Source organism: uncultured Microbacterium sp. (assembly GCF_937927635.1).
Lineage (GTDB): Bacteria > Actinomycetota > Actinomycetes > Actinomycetales > Microbacteriaceae > Microbacterium.
The window spans coordinates 1-19,682 of sequence record NZ_CALBRW010000013.1; the positions used below are offsets into that span (position 1 = coordinate 1).

The window sequence follows — 19,682 nt, forward strand, 5'->3', positions numbered from 1 at the left end:
CGCGCGGACCCACCCAGCCCACCTCGGGCCAGTACATCCGCGCCTCGATGCCGTCGCGCGCCGCCGAGTGCAGGTTCTCCTCCGCAGCGTCGAACGTCATCTGCGTCCACAGCGGACGATCCGCCTCGGCCAGGCTCCGCACCAGGCCGTAGTACAGCGCGGCATCCGCCAGCACGTCCGGGATGCTGGGCCCTGCCGGCAGCACGCGGTTCTCCAGCCGCAGATGCCTGCCCTCGCCCTGCGCGTCGTAGATGGGCCGGTTCCAGCGGTAGATCGTGCCGTTGTGCATGCGCAGCTCGGCCAGCTTGGGAGACTCACCGGCTGCCAGCACCTCGAACGGGTCCTCGTCGGTGCACACCGGAAGCAGCGCCGGGAAGTACCGGGAGTTCTCCTCGAACAGGTCGAAGATCGAGGTGATCCACCGCTCGCCGAACCACACCCGCGGCCGCACGCCCTGGTTCTTCAGCTCCTGCGAGCGCGTGTCGGTGGCCTGCTCGAACATCGGGATGCGGGTCTCGTGCCACAGCGCCCGCCCGGCGAAGAAAGGCGAGTTGGCGGCCAGTGCCACCTGCACGCCGGCGATGGCCTGCGCGGAGTTCCAGTACGCGGCGAAGTCCGACGGCGCCACCTGCAGGTGCAGCTGGATCGACGTGCACGCGGCCTCGGGCAGGATCGTGTCGCACACGATCGCCAGGCTCTCCCGCGGGCCGCCGTCCGACAGCGACGACCCGTCCAGCACCAGCTCGATGTCCTCGCCGCGGGCCGCGAGGATCTGCTGGCCCAACAGGCCGTAGCGCGGATCCTTCGAGAGCCACTGCTCGGTGAAGTGGCTCTCGTCGAGCGTCGGCAGCATCCCGATCATCGCGAGGCCGCAGCCCACCTCGCGGGCCCGGTCGTCGGCCGCGTTCAGGGCACCGCGCAGCACGTCTTCCAGCTCCCGCAGATGGTCCCCGTCGATCGGCCGCGGGGCCACGTTGATCTCGACGTTGAACTGGCCCAGCTCTGTCTGGAACGCCGGGCTCGCGATCGCCTCCAGCGCCTCGTCGTTCGACATGGCGGGATCCCGCGCGTCGTCGACGAGGTTCAGCTCGATCTCCAGCCCCAGCTGCGGGTCGGAGACGTCGAACCGCCCGTCGGCCAGCATCACGGCCAGGGCATCCAGGCACCGTCTGACCTTCGCCCGGAACCGCGTGCGATCCTGGCGTGAGAAGCTCTGCACCCCGACGTCGTCTCCCATGGCCCGACAGTACCCGGATGCCCGGGAATCGCACCAGACCCTCGTCTAGGCCTCGCGACGCCGCTCCGGCAGGTGCAGTCGCGCGAGGTACCGGTCGGCTCTGCTGGGCACGCGATCCCGATCCCGCAGCGAGACGACGATCACCACGGCGGTCGCCAGCGGAATCGCCCACGCGGCGGGCTGCGCCAGCAGGGCGGCCGCGAGCGCGGCATCCGCTCCCGACAAGGTCTCGCCGACGAGAGCCGACCCGAGCAGCGCCGCCCCGCAGGTGAGCGCTCCCACCAGCATCCCGGCGGCCGCCCCGCGAGCGGTGAGCCCGCGCCACCACACCCCGAGCAGGATCACCGGCGTCAGACTCGTCGCGGCCACGAGGAACACGGTGCCCACGCTCGAGACCAGCGCCTCGGGGCCGGTCAGCAGCGCCACGCCCAGCGGCACCACCACGCACAGCACGGCCGAGAGCCGGAACGAGCGCACCGAGCCGTCGAACACGTCCTGACTGATCACTCCGGCCAGCGAGACGACCAGGCCCGACGAGGTGGACAGGAACGCGGCGAACGCCCCCGCCACCACCAGCGCGGTCAGCAGCGTGCCCACGGGCCCCGGCAGCACGCGCGAGGGCAGCGCCAGCACGACCGTGTCAGCCAGTCCGGGATGGGCGAGATCGGGGGTCACGACGCGCGCGATGAGCCCCATCGTGCCGGAAACCGCGTAGAACGCGCCGATCATCGCCACCACGAGCACCGTCGTGCGCCGTGCGGACCCTCCGTCGGGACTGGTGTAGAAGCGCACCAGCACGTGCGGCAGGCCGATCGTGCCCAGCAGCAGCGCCAGCATCAGCGACCCCGTCGCGTACGGATGCGTGGCCGCAGGACCGAGCTCCACGGGGAACGCCTGCAGGGGTTCCAGCGCCGGCGAAAGCTCCGGCTCACGGCCGGATAGCGCGATCAGCAGCACCACGGCGGGCACCAGCAGCGCGGTGAGCTTGAGCCAGTACTGCATGCCCTGCACCACGGTGATGGCCCGCATGCCGCCCGCCGCCACCAGGCCGCACACCACGACCGCGACCACCACGGCGCCCGCCCACTCGGGCAGGTCGGCCACCACCTTCAGGGCGAGCGAGGCGCCGTGCAGCTGCGGCACGATGTACAGCCAGCCGATCACCACCACCAGCACGCTGGTGAGCCGCCGCACCGCCTTCGACTCCAGCCGTGCCTCGATGAAGTCGGGGATCGTGTACGCACCGCTGCGGCGCAGCGGGGCCGCCACGAACAGCAGCAGCAGCAGGTAGCCGGCCGCGTAGCCGATCGGGAACCAGAACCCGTCCGCGCCGACCAGCAGCACCAGCCCTGCGAGCCCCAGGAACGTGCCGGCGGAGAGGTACTCCCCGCTGATGGCCGAGGCGTTCCACACCGAGCGCACGCTGCGGGATGCCACGAAGAAATCGCCTGTGGTGCGGCTGAACCGCACGCCCATCGCGCCCAGCACCACGGTCGCGACGAGCACGAGCACCACCGCGGCGATGTCGAGGGCGGGGTTCACGCGCGCTCCTCGTCGGCACCCGCCAGCGAGCGGTATCTGCGCTCGTTGCGGGCGGCGCTGCGGGCGAACAGGATCGCGAACACCAGGATGAGCGGGTAGTAGCCGTAGGCCTGCAGCAGCCACGACAGCGGCACCCCGAACAGGATCGGATCGGCCGTGCGCGCGATGATGAAGATGGATGCCGTGAACACCAGCGACACCAGCAGGAAGCCGACCAGGCTCCCCGCGGCCAGGCGCAGCTGCGCGCGCATCAGCCCGTGCAGGAACACCGTGTCGGCCTCGTGCACGGGCGCCCCGGGAAGGGCGATCCCCGAGGTGCCAGGGCTCTCGGCGGCGGCAGCGTCGTCGGCCGACACCCGCACTCGGCGCGGCGGTTCGGCATCCTCGCTCATCGCCGGTCCGATCCCACCAGCCGACTGCGCACAGCGGGGATCAGCCGCCGGCTGACCGGCAGCTCGATCTCGGCCAGCACCACGACGGGCGCGGATCCGCTCAGGCGCAGCTCGGTGACGGCGTCGGCGTGCACGAGGTACGAGCGGTGGATGCGCACGAAGCCGGCCGCGGCCCAGCTCTCCTCCAGTTCCGAGATGGGCGTGCGGACCAGGTGGCTGTCGCCGGATGCCGTCCACAGCCGCGAGTAGTCGCCCTCGGCCTTCACCCAGCGGACGTCGCCGCGGCGCACCAGTCGCACCGCCTGACCGACCGGGACCGGCACGGTCTCGGCATCCTCGCCGTCGACGCCCTCCACGCCCGCACGCACCGCCAGCACGCGGTCCACAGCCCGTCGCAGCCGTGCCGGGCGGATGGGCTTGAGCACGTAGTCCACAGCGCGCACGTCGAACGCCTCCAGCGCCCCCGCATCGTCGGCGGTGACGAAGACCACGGCCGGGCGCTGCACGAAGTGCTCCAGCGCCCGCGCCAGGTCGAACCCGCTCACCCCGGGCATGTGGATGTCGAGGAACACCGCGTCGACGGCCTCGGTCGACAGCATCCGCAGGGCGTCGGCACCGCTGGATGCCTGGTGGATGGCGCCGATCCTGGCGTCCGCGCGCAGGAAGGCCGCCAGCTCCGCGAGCGCGGGCGGCTCGTCGTCGGCGACCAGCACGTCCAGGATCACCGCGCGTCCGTCTCGTGCAGGGGCTGGGACTTCGGGATCCGCATCCGCACCATGGTACCCGCGCCGGTGTTCGTCTCCACGACCAGTCCCCCGGCCGGCCCGTACAGTCGGCGCAGCCGGGTGTCGACGTTGCGCAGCCCCACGTGCGTGGCGGGTGCGGGGCCGGACAGCGCGGCCCGGAGCTGTTCCGGATCCATGCCCGCGCCGTCGTCCTCGACGGAGATCTCGGTATGCGTGATCTCGTCGACGGCGGCGATCACGATGCGCCCGCCCTGCGAGAGCGGCTCCAGTCCGTGCTTGACGGCGTTCTCGACCAGCGGCTGCACGGACAGGAACGGGATCACCGTCGACAGCGTCTCGGGCGCGATCCGCAGTCGCACGTCCAGCCGCTCGCCGAACCGTGCGCGCTCGAGCTCGAGGTAGTGGCGGATGCTGCCCAGCTCCTGCGCGAGGGTGGTGAACTCCCCGCGCTGGCGGAACGAGTACCGGGTGAAGTCGGCGAAGTCCAGGACCAGCTCGCGGGCCCGCTCGGGGTCGGTGGTGATGAACGAGGCGATGGCCGCCAGCGAGTTGTAGATGAAGTGCGGGCTGATCTGCGCGCGCAGCGCCCGCAGCTCGGCCTCGGCCAGGCTCGCCCGCGACTCCTCCAGCTCGGTCATCGCGATCTGCGTGGCGCACCACTGCGCCACTTCGCCGGTCGCGCGCACCAGCGGCCCTCGGACGGTCTCGGCGAACGCGATCAGCACGCCGCGCACCTCGCCATCCAGCAGCATGGGAGCGCCGACGGCCTCCGTCGCAGCGCCGGGGGCGTCTCTGCGCGGGAAGACCTGCCGCCTGCCGGTCTCGCGCACCCGGTCGGCGATGCGCCGGGCCGAGGTCTCCAGCCCCGCCACGGCCCCGTCGGTGGCGACCGCGCCGTCACCCATCACGATCGCGACGGCCTGCGCGCCCAGCAGCGTGTGAAGATGGCGCGCTGCCTTTGCGAGGTCCGGACCCTGTTCGCCTCGGAGCTCGGCGGCGGCCAGTCCCGCCACGTGCAGGGTGCGCGACGTGGCCCGCTCGGCCTCGCCGCCGAGGTCGCGCGAGCCGCGCGCGAGCCTGCGCACCAGCACCAGGGCGAGGGTCAGCAGCACACCGACGGCGACGCCCAGGATGCCGGCGAGCACCGCCTGGTCGGTCATGCGCTCAGCATACGGCCGACCGGGCGGAGCCGCTCAGCAGCACCGGGCGCCGGGGTTGCGGTCCTGGTCGGCCATCCGATCGCGCCAGAACTGCCGTTCGGTCGGCACTTCGGCATCCGGATGATGCGCACGCTGGTGCGCGACGTACGTGTCGTAGGCGCTGTCGCCCATCAGCGCGGTGACGTACCAGCGGATGCCGGATGCCGCGCTCCGCACCCACCGCCAGGCGGCGGGTGCGGAGCGGACCGCGGGAATCTGCGTCCTCGCGATGACGGTCATCAGTGCCTCGATGCCCCTCGGCCGACCGGCTGCGCGGCGTCGTGCTCGGCCCACTGCGCCTCCAGCCCGCGCTCGGCACGGGTCGCGATGAGACCTGCCGGAGCGAAGCGGCGGGAAGGCACCGGGGCGTCCTCGCCGTCGTCCGAGACGCCGTCGCGGATGGCCTTGATGCCCACGATCACAGCCACGACCATCACGATGGCGGTCAGCACCACGAAGATGATCGACAGCGTGCCCTGCACGGCGGTGTTGCGGATCACGGCCTCGACGACCTCGGGCGTGCCGAGGCTGCCGTCGCCCGCTGCCTGCGCAGCGCGGTACTTGGCGTTGTTGGCCCAGTAGCCGATGCCGGGAACCGGCGAGAAGATCTTGTACAGGGATGCCGTGATCGTGATCACGGCGGTGAACGCCAGCGGCACGGCGATGATCCACAGCCAGCGCACATAGCTGCGGCCGCGCTTGGCCACGATGGCGAACACCACGGCGAGCGCGATGCCTGCCAGCAGCTGGTTGGCGATGCCGAACAGCGGGAAGAACGTGTTGATTCCGCCGAGGGGGTCGGTCACGCCGAGGATGAGGATGTAGCCCCAGGCCGCGACCATGATCGCCGTGCACACCCACACGCCGGGACGCCATGAGACGTCGCGGAAGCGGGGGAAGAACGCGCCGATGGAGTCCTGCAGCATGAAGCGCGCCACGCGGGTGCCGGCGTCGACGGCGGTGAGGATGAACAGCGCCTCGAACATGATGGCGAAGTGGTACCAGAAGCCCATGATCGACGGCCCGCCGATCAGCTGATGCATGATGTGCGCCAGGCCCAGTGCCAGGGTCGGGGCGCCACCGGTGCGCGAGATGATGCTGGGCTCGCCCACGCCGGCCGCCGTGTTCGTGAGCATCTCGGGCGTCACGTGGACGCCGGTCAGGCCCAGCGAGTTCACGAACGCCGCGGCGTGCTCGACGGTGCCGCCAGTGAGGGCGGCCGGAGCGTTCATGGCGAAGTAGATGCCCTGGTCGATGGAGATCGCGGCGACCAGCGCCATGATGGCCACGAACGACTCCATGAGCATGCCGCCGTAGCCGATGAACTTGGTCTGGCGCTCCTTCTCGATGAGCTTCGGCGTGGTGCCGGAGGAGATCAGCGCGTGGAAGCCCGACAGGGCGCCGCAGGCGATGGTCACGAACAGGAACGGGAACAGCGAACCGGAGAACACCGGGCCTGCGCCGTTGGAGGCGAAGTCGGTGAACGCGGGGACGCTGATCTCGGGGCGCACCAGCACGATGGCGCCGGCGAGCATGACGATCACGCCGACCTTCATGAAGGTGGACAGGTAGTCGCGCGGAGCCAGCAGCAGCCACACGGGCAGCACGGCGGCGATGAAGCCGTAGATGATGAGCGCCCACGCGAGGGTGGTGCGATCCAGCGAGAACACGGCCTGGCCCCACTCGGTGCCGGCGACCGCGCCGCCGCCGATGATGGCGGCCATCAGCAGCACGAAGCCGATGAGGGAGACCTCGGTGATCTTGCCGGGGCGGATGAACCGCAGGTACAGGCCCATGAAGATGGCGATCGGCAGGGTCATGCCGACGCTGAAGACGCCCCACGGGCTCTCGCCGAGAGCGTTGACGACGACCAGCGCGAGGATGGCGATGATGATCACCATGATCAGCAGCGAGGCGATGATGGCGGCCGTGCCGCCGATCCTGCCCAGCGTGTCACGGGCCATCTGGCCGATGGAGCGGCCGCTGCGGCGCATGGAGAAGAACAGCACCGTGTAGTCCTGCACGGCACCCGCCAGCACGACGCCCACGATGATCCAGATGGTTCCGGGCAGGAAGCCCATCTGCGCGGCCAGCACGGGGCCGACCAGCGGGCCGGCGCCGGCGATGGCGGCGAAGTGGTGGCCGTACAGCACGCGGCGGTCGGTGGGGACGAAGTCCTTGCCGTCCTCGAGGATCTCAGCCGGAGTGGCCCGGCGGTCGTCGGGGCGCAGGATGTACTTCTCGATCACCTTGGCGTAGAACCGGTAGCCGATCAGGTAGGTGCACACCGCGGCGAACACGAACCAGATGGCGTTGACGGTCTCGCCGCGGACGATGGCCAGCATCGTCCAGGCGACGGCGCCCAGCAGGGCGATGGCGGCCCAGAGCAGGATCTTGGGCAGGGTCCAGCGGTTCTCCCGCTCGTGATCCTTCTCGGATACGGCGACGGGCGGAAGCTTCGGGTCCTGTTCGAGGACGCCGTTCTTGCCCCGCCCCCGGGGCATGGCAGCTGTCATGGGGGTTCTCCTTAACACGCGACTTTGCGTCCCGCCAGGATAGGAACGGGGTCACGCGCGCGGGCAGCGGGTCCCGGCGACCGGCACGACGGTGCGACGAACGGTGTCTGCTGCGCGACGAACGGCTCCCGACCGCGCCGACGCCGCCGATCATTTCATTCTTGTGACGCTCGACACAATGGTGATATCTTCGCGCTATGAGCAGCGAAGCGAATGAGCGCGAACTCGAAGAGGGCATCGTCACCGACTTCAAGAACCGGATGACGTACGGCTCGTACCTCGACCTGGACAAGCTGCTGGATGCGCAGCATCCGGTCTCCCAGCCCGAACACCACGACGAGCTGCTGTTCATCATCCAGCACCAGACCACCGAGCTGTGGCTGAAGCTCATGATCCACGAGCTGGGCCGTGCCCGCGACCTGCTGGCCGCCGACGACCTGCGCGAAGCGCTCAAGCCCATCGCGCGCATCAAGCACATCCAGGATGTGATCACCCGGCAGTGGTCGGTGCTGGCAACGCTCACGCCCACCGAGTACTCCGAGTTCCGCGGGTTCCTCGGCCATGCCTCCGGCTTCCAGTCCGTGCAGTACCGCTGCGTGGAGTTCGCGCTCGGCAACAAGAACGAGAAGATGCTCAGCGTCTTCCGCAGCCACCCCGAGAACCTCGCGATGCTCACCGCCGAGTGGGAGCGCCCCACGCTGTACGACGAGTTCCTGCGCCTGGTCGCCCGCCGCGGGCTGCCGGTGCCGGCATCCATCCTCGAGCGCGATGTGCGCCTGCCCTACCGCGAGACGCCCGAGCTGATCCCCGTGATCAAGGAGGTCTACGAGAACACGCACGAGCACTGGGAGCTGTACGAGGCGTGCGAGGAGCTGGTCGACGTGGAGGACAACTTCCAGTTCTGGCGCTTCCGCCACCTGCGCACGGTCACCCGCACCATCGGGATGAAGCGCGGCACCGGCGGATCCACCGGCGTCGACTTCCTGCAGCGCGCGCTGTCTCTGACCTTCTTCCCCGAGCTGTACAGCGTGCGGACCGAAATCGGCCGATGATCGGGGTCCGCCACGTCGCCGGCGGCATCGTCACGGGCCGCTTCACCGACCACCACGTGCATCTGCAGCTGGTCGATCACCGTCTGCTGGCGGGTTCGCGGCTGGGCCGCGTGGTGGATCTGGGTGCGGAGCCCGGGTGGGTTCGCGAGGTCGCGGTCCATAACTCCGGAGATCTGCACGCCGCCAGAGCTGAGATGACGGTTTCGGGGCTCGACACCGGTCAACCTCCGGAGTTGTGGCCACCGATCGTCGAGTACGCCGGTGCCTTCCTCACCGCGCCCGGCGGATACCCGTCGGATCGCGCGTGGGCGCCGGCGGGCTCGGTGCGCGAGGTGACGGATGCCGCGGATGCGGCCGCCGCGGTCTCCGCGCTGGCAGCGTTCGGGGCCTCCTGCATCAAGGCCGTGCTGCACAGCGAGGCCGGCCCCGTGCTGGATGACGACGTGTTCGGTGCCATCGTCGAGGCCGCGGCGGCCCACGACCTGCCCGTGGTCGTGCACGCGGAGGGCGTGGGCCAGGCGCAGCGCGCCGCACGGTTGGGCGCGGACCTGCTGGCGCATGCGCCGTTCAGCGAGCGCCTGAGCGACGACGAGGTCGCCGAGCAGGCGGCATCCGTGCAATGGATCTCCACGCTGGTCATCCACGACGACGTGCAGCGCGACATCGCGATCGACAACGTGCGCCGGTTCGCCGCGGCCGGCGGCACCGTGCTGTACGGCACCGACATGGGCAACGGCGCCGGACCTGTCGACCTGCGCACCGACGAGCTCGACGCCCTGCGCGAGGCCGGCATCGACGGCATGCGCCTGCTGGAGGCGCTCGCACCGTCCGGCCCCGAGGCCCTGTTCCTTCCCGACGGCGATCCCGTCGCCGCGCGACCCCTCACCCCTGCCGACTTGGAGGCTTGACATGACCGACTCCACCGCCCCCGAATCTCCTGAGGACGAGCACCGCCGCGTGGCAGGCGTCAGCGCTCCCGACCTGCTCAGCGAGGCCCGCCGTCTCGATGCCGCCGACCCGCTGGCGCGCCACCTCGACGCGTTCGCCGAGGCTCCCGGCGTGACCGCCTATCTGGACGGCAACTCGCTGGGCCGCCCGCTGAAGGACCTGCCCGAGAAGGCCGCCGCATTCATCCGCGAGGACTGGGGCACGCGGCTGATCCGCTCCTGGGACGAGCAGTGGATGGAGCTGCCGATGGTGCTGGGCGATCGCATCGGCGCCATCGCGCTGGGCGCCGCCGCCGGGCAGACCATCGTCGCCGACTCCACCAGCGTGCTGCTGTACAAGATGATGCGCGCGGGGATGGCCGCACGTCCCGGCCGGGATGAGATCGTCATCGAGGCCGGCAACTTCCCCACCGATCGGTTCATCGCCGCGGGTGTGGCGAAGGAGACCGGTGCGACGCTGCGCTGGGTCGAACCCGACGAGATCACCGGCGTCAGCGCCGCGGATGTCGCCGCCGCCGTGTCGGACCGCACAGCGCTGGTCGTGCTGAGCCACGTGGACTACCGCTCAGGCGCCCTGGCCGACATGCCCGCCATCACCTCGGTCGTGCACGAGGCCGGCGCGCTCATGCTGTGGGACCTGTGCCACTCGGTGGGCGTCGTGCCCATGCAGCTGGATGCCTGGGCCGTGGACATCGCCGTCGGATGCACGTACAAGTACCTGAACGGCGGACCGGGCTCCCCCGCGTTCGCCTACCTGCGCGCCGAGCACCACGGCTCGATCACGCAGCCCATCCACGGCTGGTGGAGCGCCGCCGACATCTTCGCGATGGGCCCCGAGTACGCGCCGGTGGACGGCATCCGTCAGCTGCTGAGCGGCACCCCGCCGGTGCTGTCGATGCTGGCCATGCAGGGGATGCTGGACATCATCGAGGCCGAGGGCGTCACGGCCGTGCGCGCCAAGTCAGTCTCGCTGACGGACTTCGCCGTCCGAGCCTACGACGAGCTGCTGGCGCCTCTGGGCGTGCGGCTGCTGTCGACGCGGGATGCCGCGCACCGCGGGGGCCACATCACCATCGGGCACGACTCGTTCCAGGAAGTCACGAAGACGCTGTGGGGCGAGGGGGTCATCCCCGACTTCCGGTTCCCCGACGGCATCCGCCTGGGTCTGTCGCCGCTGAGCACCTCGCACGAGGAGACGCTGCGCGGCATCACCGCCGTGCGCGACGCCCTGACCGCCTGACCCTCTGCCCCCCTGACTGACCCCCACACCATCTCCGCCATGCCTCTTTCGCCGAAACCCCTCATCAACGCCGAAACCCCTCGTGATTCGCGTCGCTCAGGAGGGGTCTCGGCGATGGGGAGGGGTCTCGGCGTGGTGGGCGACGCGGTGCTCGACGACGTCGATGCGCGTCCGGGCAGCACCACCTCACTGCTGCGGACGGTCGTCGGGCTGTACCTGCGACCGCTGGGCGGGACGATCACACCGGCTGCATTGGTCGGGCTGGCGGAGGGCCTCGGCATCCCCGCGGCGCGGGCGCGCACGGCGATCACCCGGCTGAAGAAGCACGGACTGCTGCTGAACGGCCCCGGCATCCTGACGCTCAACCCGGCCGCGATCCCGATGCTCGAGCGCGGCGACCGACGCATCTTCGCGGTGCGCACCATGCGGTCAGGCGACGAGTGGATGCTGATCTCGGCGACCATCCCGGAGTCCCGGCGAGACCTGCGGCACCAGCTGCGCCGCAGACTGCAGTACCTGGGTGCGGGTGCCGTGTCAGCGGGGCTGTGGATCCTGCCCGGGCATCTGGATGCCGAAGTGGAGGAGCTGCTCGACGAGCTCGGCACCCGCACATTCGCCACACTGTTCCGCACCGCCGACCCTCGGCCTGCGATGCCACTGGCCGAGGCCGCTGCCGACTGGTGGGACATGGATGCGCTGCGCGCCGAGCATGAGCGGTTCCTGACATCCGTCTCCGTGCTCGAACTTCAGCATCCCTTCGCCGCGTACACACGCCTGCTGGACAGCTGGCGCGTGATCCCCTACACCGACCCCGGCCTGCCCGCCGAGCTGCTGCCCGCCGACTGGCCGGGCACGCGCAGCGTCGAGACTTTCCAGCGCCTCCGCGCCGAGCTGGCCGACGCCGCGCTCGCGCACGCGCGGAACGCCGTGGGCTGATCTTCAGCGGTGCGACCTGGATCGAATTCCCCTCGCGCCGATCAGCGTGGATCAGAAGTGCACGGCGAACCGCGGTCCGCGGTGTGATTCTGATCCACGCTGGGCAGGCGAGCGTTCACTCGGCGCGCCGGAGGTCAGCCGATCTCGGCGAGGAACGCGGCGACGTGCTCCTGCAGGCGCAGCATCCGCAGGTCGCGGGCCAGCTCGCGGTCGTAGCCCTCGTAGGCCAGCGGCGGAAGCTTGCGCACGTTGGCCGAGCACCCGAAGTTCTCGCAGATCAGCGTGCCGATGGTGTCTCCGTTGCGGCCGGCTGCTCCGGCCTTGCGGGCTGAGAAGAACTGCACGTCGTTGCGCAGGGTGACGTCATCGCACCACGAGCACTGGGCGCGGCGAGCGGTGCGCTGCTCAGTGCGATGCAGCAGCACGCCGACCAGGCCGTCCTGAGTCTCGGCCACGACGTAGGCCCGTCGGGGCATCTTCGGATCGAACCAGCCGAGGTAGTCGAGCCGGGAGAAGTCGAGCTCGTCGAAGTCGGGCGGCAGGGTGAGAGAAGAGACCTCCTTGCGGGAGGCGTTGCGGAAGGACGCGCGGATGGCGCGCTCGTCGATGGGACGCATGAGAAGTGCTTTCTGTTCGGAACCGCCGAGTCGGCGGGAGTTGCGGTGGGCCCGGAAGCCGGGCACGGCCAGAGATGAGAGAAGAGACCCGGATGCCGGGTACGACGCTTCTCCGGTGACGGGGGTTCCGCCGCCGGATCGCTCTCAGCCTCTGCCGTCGGCGCGCGACGCGCCGACGATCACCTCTCGCGCCGCACGGGCGCTCTCGAAGAACAGCACGTCGGCAAGTGTACGCCGCCGCCCTGGTCTGCTCGCCTGAACGCCGTCTGGGAGCTTTGTTTCGTCGCGTTTCGCCACAGATCGCACCCGACCGGACGCGGACGTACTCTCGGAGCATCCGATCGTGAGGAGATCACCGTGACCAGCCCGCAGACCCGCCTTTCGCCCCTTGAGGTGATTGAGCGTGCTGCGTGCATGTGCGACCACGGCTTCGCCTGCTCGTCGTTCGCGCCGGGTCACGCCCTGCACCTGATCCAGGCGCGGCTCGCCTCAGCGACGCCGCTCGGCTGGGCGGATGCCCTCGTGGAGGCCGCAGACGCGGCATCCGGCGTGCTGAGACTGCGCACGCTGGACGGCGAGAGCATCACGGTCTGGAACGCCGGTGGCGCGGCTCTCGAGGCGACGGCGGGCACGCCCGTGGCGCTGCACCGCGAGTATCACGTGCTGGCGATCGGCTCGGCGCAGTACAACGTCGCGCGCTGAGCGGACTCAGCTGGCCATCTTCATCATCGACTCGCGCATGGCCGTGCACGCGTCCATGCATGCCTTGCACGACTGAGCGCACATCTTGCAGACCTCGCTCATGTCGGCGTGCTCCATGCACTTGTCCATGGCGTACTGGCACATGGACATGCAGGCGTCGAGCATCGACATCATGACGGCCGGGGTCATGCCCTGCATCCGCATCATGCCGCGCATCATGGTGTTGCACATGTCGGCGCAGTTCATGCACGCCGGGGCGCAGTCCATCATCTGCATCGAGCACACCGTGCACGCCTGCTCACAGGCCGAGCACGCATCCATACACGCCTGCATGGCGCCCATGTCCATCATCTCCATGCCTGGCATCTTCATCTCCGCCGACATGGCGTCCATCATCATCGCGTCCATCGCGCACCGCTCCTCTTCAGGGCTCTCGCCTGCTGCGGGCGGGCAGGTGGACCCGCCTGAGGCTCAGAGTACGCCGCGGGCGGTGCGGCGTCGATAGCCGGATGCCGCTGTTCATGGTCCGTTCGCGACCGGAACGACCGGCCGGCCCCACCCGCGGCCTTCGGCAGAATCGACCCGCCCTCACCACCTCCCCGCCGATGTAGTGTCAGGCTGTGCCGCCGTTCACACCCCTGCAGCGACTTGTCGTCACCGTCGCGATCCTCGCGTCGTTCGTGACGTTCCTCGACGGCACTGTGGTGAACGTGGCGCTGCCCGCCATCAGCCGTGACCTGGGCGGCGGGATCGCCACGCAGCAGTGGGTCGTGGATGCCTATCTCATCACGCTCAGCGCACTGATCCTGCTGGCCGGCTCGCTCTCCGACGCCTACGGTCGCGTGCTCATCATGCGCATCGGCCTGATCGCGTTCGGGGTGGCATCCATCGCCGTCGCCGCGGCCCCCGAGCCGCTGACGCTGATCATCGCTCGCGCAGCGCAGGGTGCCGCCGGGGCACTGCTGGTGCCGAGCTCTCTCGCGCTGATCACCGCGACCATGCGCGGGCAGCTCCAGTCCCGGGCGATCGGCGTCTGGACGTCGTTCACCACCGGCGCGCAGCTGATCGGCCCTCTGATGGGCGGACTGTTCGTGGATCTGCTGTCGTGGAGGTTCGTGTTCCTCATCAACGTGCTGCCCATCGCCGTGAACCTGGTCCTGCTGCGCCGCCTGCACCTGCCGGAGCACGAGCGCACGACTCGCGTGGACTGGCTCAGCGGCGTCCTCTGCGCCGTCGGCCTGGGCGGGCTGGTCTTCGCGCTCATCGAGCAGGAGCGGTTGGGCTGGGCCTCCCCCGCTATCTGGATGCCCGGCATCCTCGGCATCCTTCTACTCGTCGTCTTCCTGCTGCGCCAGCGGGGATCGGATGCCGCACTGATGCCGCTGTCGCTGTTCCGCGTGCGCGACTTCGGCTGGGGCAACATCTCGACGCTGTTCATCTACGCGGCACTGTCGCTGAACGGCTTCGTGATCGGCGTGTACCTGCAGCAGGGACCGGGCCTGCCCGCCACGGCAGCCGGGCTCGCGAGCCTGCCGGTGACCATCCTGATGATCCTGCTCTCCTCTCGCGCGGGCGCATGGGCGGGAAAGCTCGGACCGCGGCTGTTCATGACCGTGGGTCCTCTGGTGATGGCGGTCGGCGCCGCGCTGCTGCTCACGGTGGGCGTGCAGTTCAACTACTGGTGGCAGGTGCTGCCGTCGATGATCGTGCTCGGCCTGGGCCTGGCGCTGACCGTCGCGCCGCTGACCTCGGCCATCCTCGGCGCGATCGACGAGACGCGCAGCGGCATCGCCTCGGCGGTCAACAACGCCGTCTCCCGCGTCGCGGGTCTGCTGGTGGTGGCGCTGCTGTCCACCATCGTCGGCGGAACGCTGGACCTGCGCGGCTTCCACAGCGCAGCGTGGGTGACCGCCGGGCTGTTCGCGCTCGGCGGCGTGGTGTCATGGATCGGCATCCGTCGGAACCCGGTGGAAGCGCCAGCCGCGGCCTGACTCAGCGGATGCCGTGGTCGTGCACGGCTGTGCTCAGGTGCGTGCCGTTCAGCTCGAGGTACAGCTGCCGCTCGGTGACTGACACGGTCATGGTGTTCCGGCGCGCCAGCGCCGCCGCGGCATCGTCGAGAAAGCCCGTGTCGAAGCTGTGCAGCAGGATGGCATCCGCATCGTGGATGGTCTTGCCCGTCCAGGTCGCGATGACCTTGGCGGGATCGCGATAGGTGTAGACCGTGGTGCGGTCGGCCAGTCTGCTGCCGTGATGCAGGCGGGTCGCGTCGGGCGCACCCACCTCGATCCACGCCGTCACACGTCCGGTGAGGTCGCGCACCAGCACCGCAGGCTCGTCGGTCGCGGCAACCCCCTCGGTGAAGGCGATGCCCTCTTCGTACTCCAGGCAGTACGCCAGCAGCCGGGTGAGCATGTAGGCGTCGGTCTCGGACGGATGCCGGGCCAGGCGCAGCGTGAAGTCGTCGTAGACGCCGCGGTCCACGTCCGCCAGCGAGACATCGAACGTGTGGATCGTGGAGCCTGTCGCCATGATCCTCGAGCCTACGCGGTCTGCGTCGCGCGGCCGGCGAGCTCGTCGAGGCCTCCGCAGCGCACCACCGGCGATGCGGATGCCGGCGGCGCTAGAATTCACAGCAGCGGGGGGTCTCCGAGCAGAGAGGCGGTGGCACCACGATGGCCGTGCCTGTGCTTCCTGCCGCCGCATCCGCTCCGCCCCTGCTGGGTCGCGACGCCGAACTCGCCGACCTGGTCTCCACCTGGCGGGGAGGGCTCTCCAGCGGGCGGTTCCTGCTGGTGCGGGGCGAGGGCGGCATCGGCAAGACCGCCCTCATCGACGCGGCCGTCGCGCAGGCGCCGAAAGAGCGGCGGGTGCTGCGGGGCGCGGCGGATGCCATGGATCGTCGCCGCGCGTTCGGAGTCCTGCTGGATGCCCTGGGCCCGGTGCTCACCGAGCAGGATCGGCGGGTCGCGGCGGAGCAGAACGAGCACATCACCGGCGAGCGCCTGCTCTCACTGCTGGACGGCATGGTCGGTGCGCCGACCGTGCTCATCCTCGAGGACCTGCACTGGGCCGACGACGCCTCTCTCCACCTGCTGACCCGACTGGCGCGCACGCTGGCGCAGCTGCCGGTGGTGGTCGTCACAGCGCTGCGCCCGCAGGCCCGCCATGAGGTCGCCCCCGCGCTCGACCGACTGCTGGGCGAGCTGGACGACAGAGGGCTGCTGCACGCGTTCGATCTCGGACCGCTGCCCGAGAGCAGCTGCATCGCCATCGCGGAGGGGCTGACGGGCGCTCCGATCGGCGAGACCTTCGCGCACTACACGGCCGGCGCAGGAGGCAATCCGCTGTTCCTGACCGAGATGGTCCGCTCGCTGCTGCGTGACGGCGCGGTCACCGTTGATGCAAGCGGTGCCGAGCTGCGCGATGCCCCGCTGGGGCCCTCGCCCTCGCTGGCCACGGTCATGATGCGTCACCTCAGCCGGCTCTCTCCCGCGACGCGCGAGCTGCTGACCACCGCCGCGCTCCTCGGCACCCGCTTTCCCGCCGTGCAGCTGCGGCTGGTGACGAGTCGCACCATGCGGGAACTCGTGCCGCTGCTGCGGGAGGCTCTGGCGGCAGGCTTTCTCGCGGAGATCGACGACCGCACCCTCGGTTTCCGCCACGAGCTCATCCAGCACGTGCTGCTGCACGATCTGCCGGCCGCGGTGCGGGCGGAGCTGCACCATGACGTGGCGCTCAAGCTCGAGGGGGCGGGCGTTCCGGCGGCCACCGTGGCAGGGCACGTGCTCCGCGCGCCGAGCGTGGGCGAGGACCTGCCTTGGCTGCACGGACTCGCGCAGCGCACCGCGGCATCCGCGCCGGCAACGGCCGTCGAGCTGTGGGATCGGGTGGTGCTGGGCACCGATCCGTCAGACCCACTGCACGTCGCAGCCGTCGCAGGTCTTGCCCGCACCGCGTTGAGCAGCGGCAGGGTGCACGATGCGTACGACCTCGCGTCCTCGGCGCTCCTCCATGCCGACGAGCCCGAGGTCGCGGCGGCACTGCGCAGCATCCGGGTGCGATCGCTGACCATGCAGCACCGGCACGCCGAGTCCCAGCGACTGGCGCAGGAGTACGCGGCATCCGATGCGCTGGCACCCGCGGAGCGGGCCGCCCATCTCGCCTTCGCGGGCTGGCCGACGATGCTGCTCGGCGACATGGACGAGGCGTTGCGGCTGGCGACCGAGGGCGCCGTCTCGGCAGCGATCGGAGGCAACCCGGTCGCGGAGGTGAACGCGCTCACGCTGCAGGGGCTGATCCTGAACAGCCGCGGCGAGCTGGACAATGCCCTCGGGGTGCTCACGCGGGCCGTGGAGCTGGCAGAGCGGCATCCGTCGGTCGCGGCGATCGAGACGTTCCCTCATGCGGTGCTGGCGGTGGCGCTGGCCGATGTCGACCGCATCGACGAATCGGCCACGATGATCAGCCGCGGACTGCGGATGTCGGCACAGCTGGGCCTGCGCACCGGCATCCTGGCCACCCATGCGATGGCCGCCGAGGCCCGCAGCCACAGCAGCAGCCTGGCCGACATCGCCACGGAGCTGCAGGCGCATGCCGCACTGCTGGGGCAGATGGACGTCCGCCTCGACCCGCCCGTGCTCGCGCTGCGCGCCCGGGTGCTCGCACTGCAGTACGGGTCGGAGTCGGCTCTGGAGGTTGCGGGACTCGTCGACCCGATCGCGAGCCGGCGCGTGTGGAGCAGCCGCGGCAGCGCCCTGATCTGGCTGGGGTACGTCCACGCGGTGCGTGCGCGGGGCGATGTCCCCGCGGTGCTCGAAGCGCTGTGGCGCGGCTGGCAGGACGTGCACGGCCTGCGCATGCTGTTGGAGTGCGCGGAGATCGCCCTCGATCTGGTCGAGCTGTGGCAGCGTCCGCCGGTCGATGAGCGTCTGCGGAGTCTGATCGAAGCGGATGCCGCGGCCAAGGCCCCCGAGGTGGTCGAGGCGACCCGCACGGTGGCGGCGATGAATCCTTCGGTCGCGCATCTGCAGGCGACCGCCTTGGCCGTCGCCGGCGTGGCCGCCGGGGACGCCGAGGCGCTTCTCGAAGCCGAGCGGGTGATGTCCGCGACGCCTCGGCGGCTCGATCACGCCCGCATCGCCGAGCTCGCGGCGCTGGCGCTGCCCGCCGAGGACCAGCGCACCCGCGTGCTGGTCGAGACGGCGCTGCGAGAGTATGCGGAGATCGGCGCCGATCACGAGGCGACGCGGGCGAGGGCGCAGTTCCGCCGGCTCGGGGTGAAAGTGCAGAGGCAGCGCCGTCGTCCGGCATCCGGATGGGGATCGCTCACCCGCACCGAGGAGCGGATCGCGGGCCACGTCGCCACCGGCCAGACGAACCTCGAGATCGCCCAGAGCCTGTTCGTCTCCCGCCGCACGGTGGAGACGCACGTCTCGAACATCCTCGCCAAGCTCGGGCTGCGCTCACGCACCGAGCTCGCCATCCGCTTCGCCGCCCGACTCGACCAGCCGGGTCAGTGACGCCATCAGCTCTATCCAGCCGCGGAAGCGCAGCTCGTGGTCGCCATCGGCGACCCGCCCCTCGGGCGGATCCGCGCCCTCCAGCCAGATGTCGATGTGCACATTGCCAGCGTCACCCGAGTGAGCGCCCGCGGTATCCGTATCCTCACTGAACTTCTTCCCGCGATCTTGTCAGGGGTGTCCCGCCGGAGTAGCTTCACCTCATCGCACGCAAGCAGTGAGGGGACGTGCACCCGGAAGCCGCAAGCTGGGGCCGGCTTCCGGGTTCTCTCATGTCCGTCGCCGATGCGGATAGTGTGGCCAGGTGACAGCATCCGCTCCTCCGAGCCCCGCTCCGCGGGTCGGCGCCGTCTATTTCTTCGGACGGGCGATCCTTCGCCCGCTGTTCTGGGCCATGTACCGTCCGCGCATCACCGGCCGTGGGAACGTGCCGGAACGCGGGCCGGTGCTGCTGGTGAGCAACCATCTGTCCTCGCTGGACACGCTCATCATCCCGACCTCCGCCGTGCGCCCCGTGCAGTTCCTGATCAAGGCGTCGTACTTCGAGGGCAGCGGGATGCTCGGGCGCTTCAAGCGCTGGTTCTTCGGATCGATCGGGGGCGTCCCCGTGCGTCGTGCTGCCGGGCGCGACGCGCGTGCCGCGCTCGATGCGGGCAGCAGCGTTCTGCGAGCCGGGAGCGTGTTCGCCGTGTTCCCGGAGGGCACCCGGTCACGTGACGGGAAGCTGCACGACGGCCATGGCGGTGCTGCCTGGATGGCACGCGACACAGGGGCCGCGGTCGTGCCCGTCGGGCTGATCGGCACCGGTTCGGTCAAGCCTCTCAGCCATCTGCTGCCGGGCAGGCCGCGCCTCGAGGTGCGCTTCGGGGAGCCGCTCGATCTGACCGATCTCGCCGGGATGCCTGCCGGCAGGGCCCGTCACGAGATCACTGAGCGGATGATGGCCGCCGTCGCGCAGCTGAGCGGGCAGGAGCGCTCCGGCAGCGTGAACGCGAGTTCGCGCGACTGATCGCGGCAGCCGTCGCGTCAGCATC

The 19,682-nt window shown here is 70.4% G+C and carries 19 protein-coding genes; 8 read left to right on the top strand and 11 right to left on the bottom strand.

Annotation, left to right across the window (positions count from 1 at the left end):
* The 7 genes from Q0568_RS03785 to Q0568_RS03815 all read right to left on the bottom strand — a co-directional run.
* Nucleotides 1–1,237 (bottom strand): glutamate-cysteine ligase family protein (locus tag Q0568_RS03785; RefSeq protein WP_298862489.1); only part of this gene is annotated, 1,237 nt, incomplete at its 3' end.
* A gap of 45 nt (nt 1,238–1,282) precedes the next feature.
* Nucleotides 1,283–2,779: a cation acetate symporter gene (locus tag Q0568_RS03790; RefSeq protein WP_298862491.1), complete on the bottom strand. Its 1,497-nt coding sequence runs from the start codon at nt 2,777–2,779 to the stop codon at nt 1,283–1,285.
* A complete protein-coding gene (locus Q0568_RS03795) occupies nt 2,776–3,171 on the bottom strand; it encodes a heavy metal transporter (RefSeq protein ID WP_298862495.1) in 396 nt (131 codons plus the stop codon). Before Q0568_RS03795 ends, Q0568_RS03790 begins: the two co-directional genes overlap by 4 nt.
* Nucleotides 3,168–3,893, bottom strand: a complete 726-nt coding sequence (locus tag Q0568_RS03800; RefSeq protein ID WP_298862778.1) for a LytTR family DNA-binding domain-containing protein — start codon at nt 3,891–3,893, stop codon at nt 3,168–3,170. The genes Q0568_RS03795 and Q0568_RS03800 overlap by 4 nt, the downstream gene beginning before the upstream one ends.
* Entirely contained in the window at nt 3,893–5,077 is a 1,185-nt protein-coding gene (locus Q0568_RS03805; RefSeq protein WP_298862498.1) for a sensor histidine kinase, read from the bottom strand. Before Q0568_RS03805 ends, Q0568_RS03800 begins: the two co-directional genes overlap by 1 nt.
* A gap of 33 nt (nt 5,078–5,110) precedes the next feature.
* Nucleotides 5,111–5,356: a YbdD/YjiX family protein gene (locus tag Q0568_RS03810; protein WP_298862501.1), complete on the bottom strand. Its 246-nt coding sequence runs from the start codon at nt 5,354–5,356 to the stop codon at nt 5,111–5,113.
* Nucleotides 5,356–7,620 carry a carbon starvation CstA family protein gene (locus Q0568_RS03815; protein WP_298862780.1) on the bottom strand — a complete coding sequence of 755 codons (2,265 nt, stop codon included), beginning with the start codon at nt 7,618–7,620 and terminating at the stop codon, nt 5,356–5,358. The genes Q0568_RS03810 and Q0568_RS03815 overlap by 1 nt, the downstream gene beginning before the upstream one ends.
* A 209-nt stretch (nt 7,621–7,829) precedes the next feature.
* On the opposite strand from Q0568_RS03815, the gene Q0568_RS03820 reads away from it, so the two are divergent.
* The 4 genes from Q0568_RS03820 (at nt 7,830) to Q0568_RS03835 (ending at nt 11,807) form a co-directional block, all read left to right on the top strand.
* Nucleotides 7,830–8,684 (top strand): tryptophan 2,3-dioxygenase family protein, encoded by an 855-nt coding sequence (locus Q0568_RS03820; RefSeq protein WP_298862504.1) that lies wholly within the window; start codon nt 7,830–7,832, stop codon nt 8,682–8,684.
* Entirely contained in the window at nt 8,681–9,592 is a 912-nt protein-coding gene (locus Q0568_RS03825) for a hydrolase (RefSeq protein ID WP_298862506.1), read from the top strand. The genes Q0568_RS03820 and Q0568_RS03825 overlap by 4 nt, the downstream gene beginning before the upstream one ends.
* Nucleotide 9,593: 1 nt before the next feature.
* Nucleotides 9,594–10,871 (top strand): aminotransferase class V-fold PLP-dependent enzyme, encoded by a 1,278-nt coding sequence (locus tag Q0568_RS03830; RefSeq protein ID WP_298862509.1) that lies wholly within the window; start codon nt 9,594–9,596, stop codon nt 10,869–10,871.
* A 114-nt stretch (nt 10,872–10,985) separates the two neighbouring features.
* A complete protein-coding gene (locus tag Q0568_RS03835) occupies nt 10,986–11,807 on the top strand; it encodes a PaaX family transcriptional regulator C-terminal domain-containing protein (RefSeq protein WP_298862513.1) in 822 nt (273 codons plus the stop codon).
* A 134-nt stretch (nt 11,808–11,941) separates the two neighbouring features.
* Here Q0568_RS03835 and Q0568_RS03840 read toward each other — a convergent pair whose 3' ends face one another.
* Complete coding sequence (locus Q0568_RS03840; protein ID WP_298862515.1) at nt 11,942–12,424, bottom strand: FBP domain-containing protein; 483 nt, start codon at nt 12,422–12,424, stop codon at nt 11,942–11,944.
* Nucleotides 12,425–12,781: 357 nt separating this feature from the next.
* On the opposite strand from Q0568_RS03840, the gene Q0568_RS03845 reads away from it, so the two are divergent.
* The gene (locus Q0568_RS03845) at nt 12,782–13,126 is read left to right on the top strand and encodes a hypothetical protein (RefSeq protein ID WP_298862517.1); all 345 of its coding nucleotides are present in this window, start codon (nt 12,782–12,784) and stop codon (nt 13,124–13,126) included.
* Nucleotides 13,127–13,132: 6 nt separating this feature from the next.
* Here the strand turns inward: Q0568_RS03845 and Q0568_RS03850 are convergent, their stop codons facing one another.
* Nucleotides 13,133–13,534, bottom strand: coding sequence for a hypothetical protein (locus tag Q0568_RS03850; RefSeq protein WP_298862521.1), 402 nt, complete (start codon nt 13,532–13,534; stop codon nt 13,133–13,135).
* A 212-nt stretch (nt 13,535–13,746) separates the two neighbouring features.
* Here Q0568_RS03850 and Q0568_RS03855 point away from each other — a divergent pair, with 212 nt between their 5' ends.
* Nucleotides 13,747–15,117: an MFS transporter gene (locus Q0568_RS03855; protein ID WP_298862523.1), complete on the top strand. Its 1,371-nt coding sequence runs from the start codon at nt 13,747–13,749 to the stop codon at nt 15,115–15,117.
* 1 nt (nt 15,118) lies between these two features.
* Here the strand turns inward: Q0568_RS03855 and Q0568_RS03860 are convergent, their stop codons facing one another.
* Nucleotides 15,119–15,658, bottom strand: a complete 540-nt coding sequence (locus Q0568_RS03860; protein WP_298862525.1) for a YaeQ family protein — start codon at nt 15,656–15,658, stop codon at nt 15,119–15,121.
* Between the two features lie 149 nt (nt 15,659–15,807).
* On the opposite strand from Q0568_RS03860, the gene Q0568_RS03865 reads away from it, so the two are divergent.
* On the top strand, nt 15,808–18,648 hold the full coding sequence (locus Q0568_RS03865) for an AAA family ATPase (protein WP_298862528.1): 2,841 nt from the start codon (nt 15,808–15,810) through the stop codon (nt 18,646–18,648).
* Here the strand turns inward: Q0568_RS03865 and Q0568_RS03870 are convergent.
* Nucleotides 18,592–18,750, bottom strand: a complete 159-nt coding sequence (locus Q0568_RS03870; RefSeq protein ID WP_298862531.1) for a hypothetical protein — start codon at nt 18,748–18,750, stop codon at nt 18,592–18,594. The two genes, Q0568_RS03865 and Q0568_RS03870, sit on opposite strands and share 57 nt — an antisense overlap.
* A gap of 202 nt (nt 18,751–18,952) precedes the next feature.
* Here Q0568_RS03870 and Q0568_RS03875 point away from each other — a divergent pair, with 202 nt between their 5' ends.
* On the top strand, nt 18,953–19,657 hold the full coding sequence (locus Q0568_RS03875) for a 1-acyl-sn-glycerol-3-phosphate acyltransferase (protein WP_298862534.1): 705 nt from the start codon (nt 18,953–18,955) through the stop codon (nt 19,655–19,657).
* Nucleotides 19,658–19,682 lie beyond the last annotated feature (25 nt).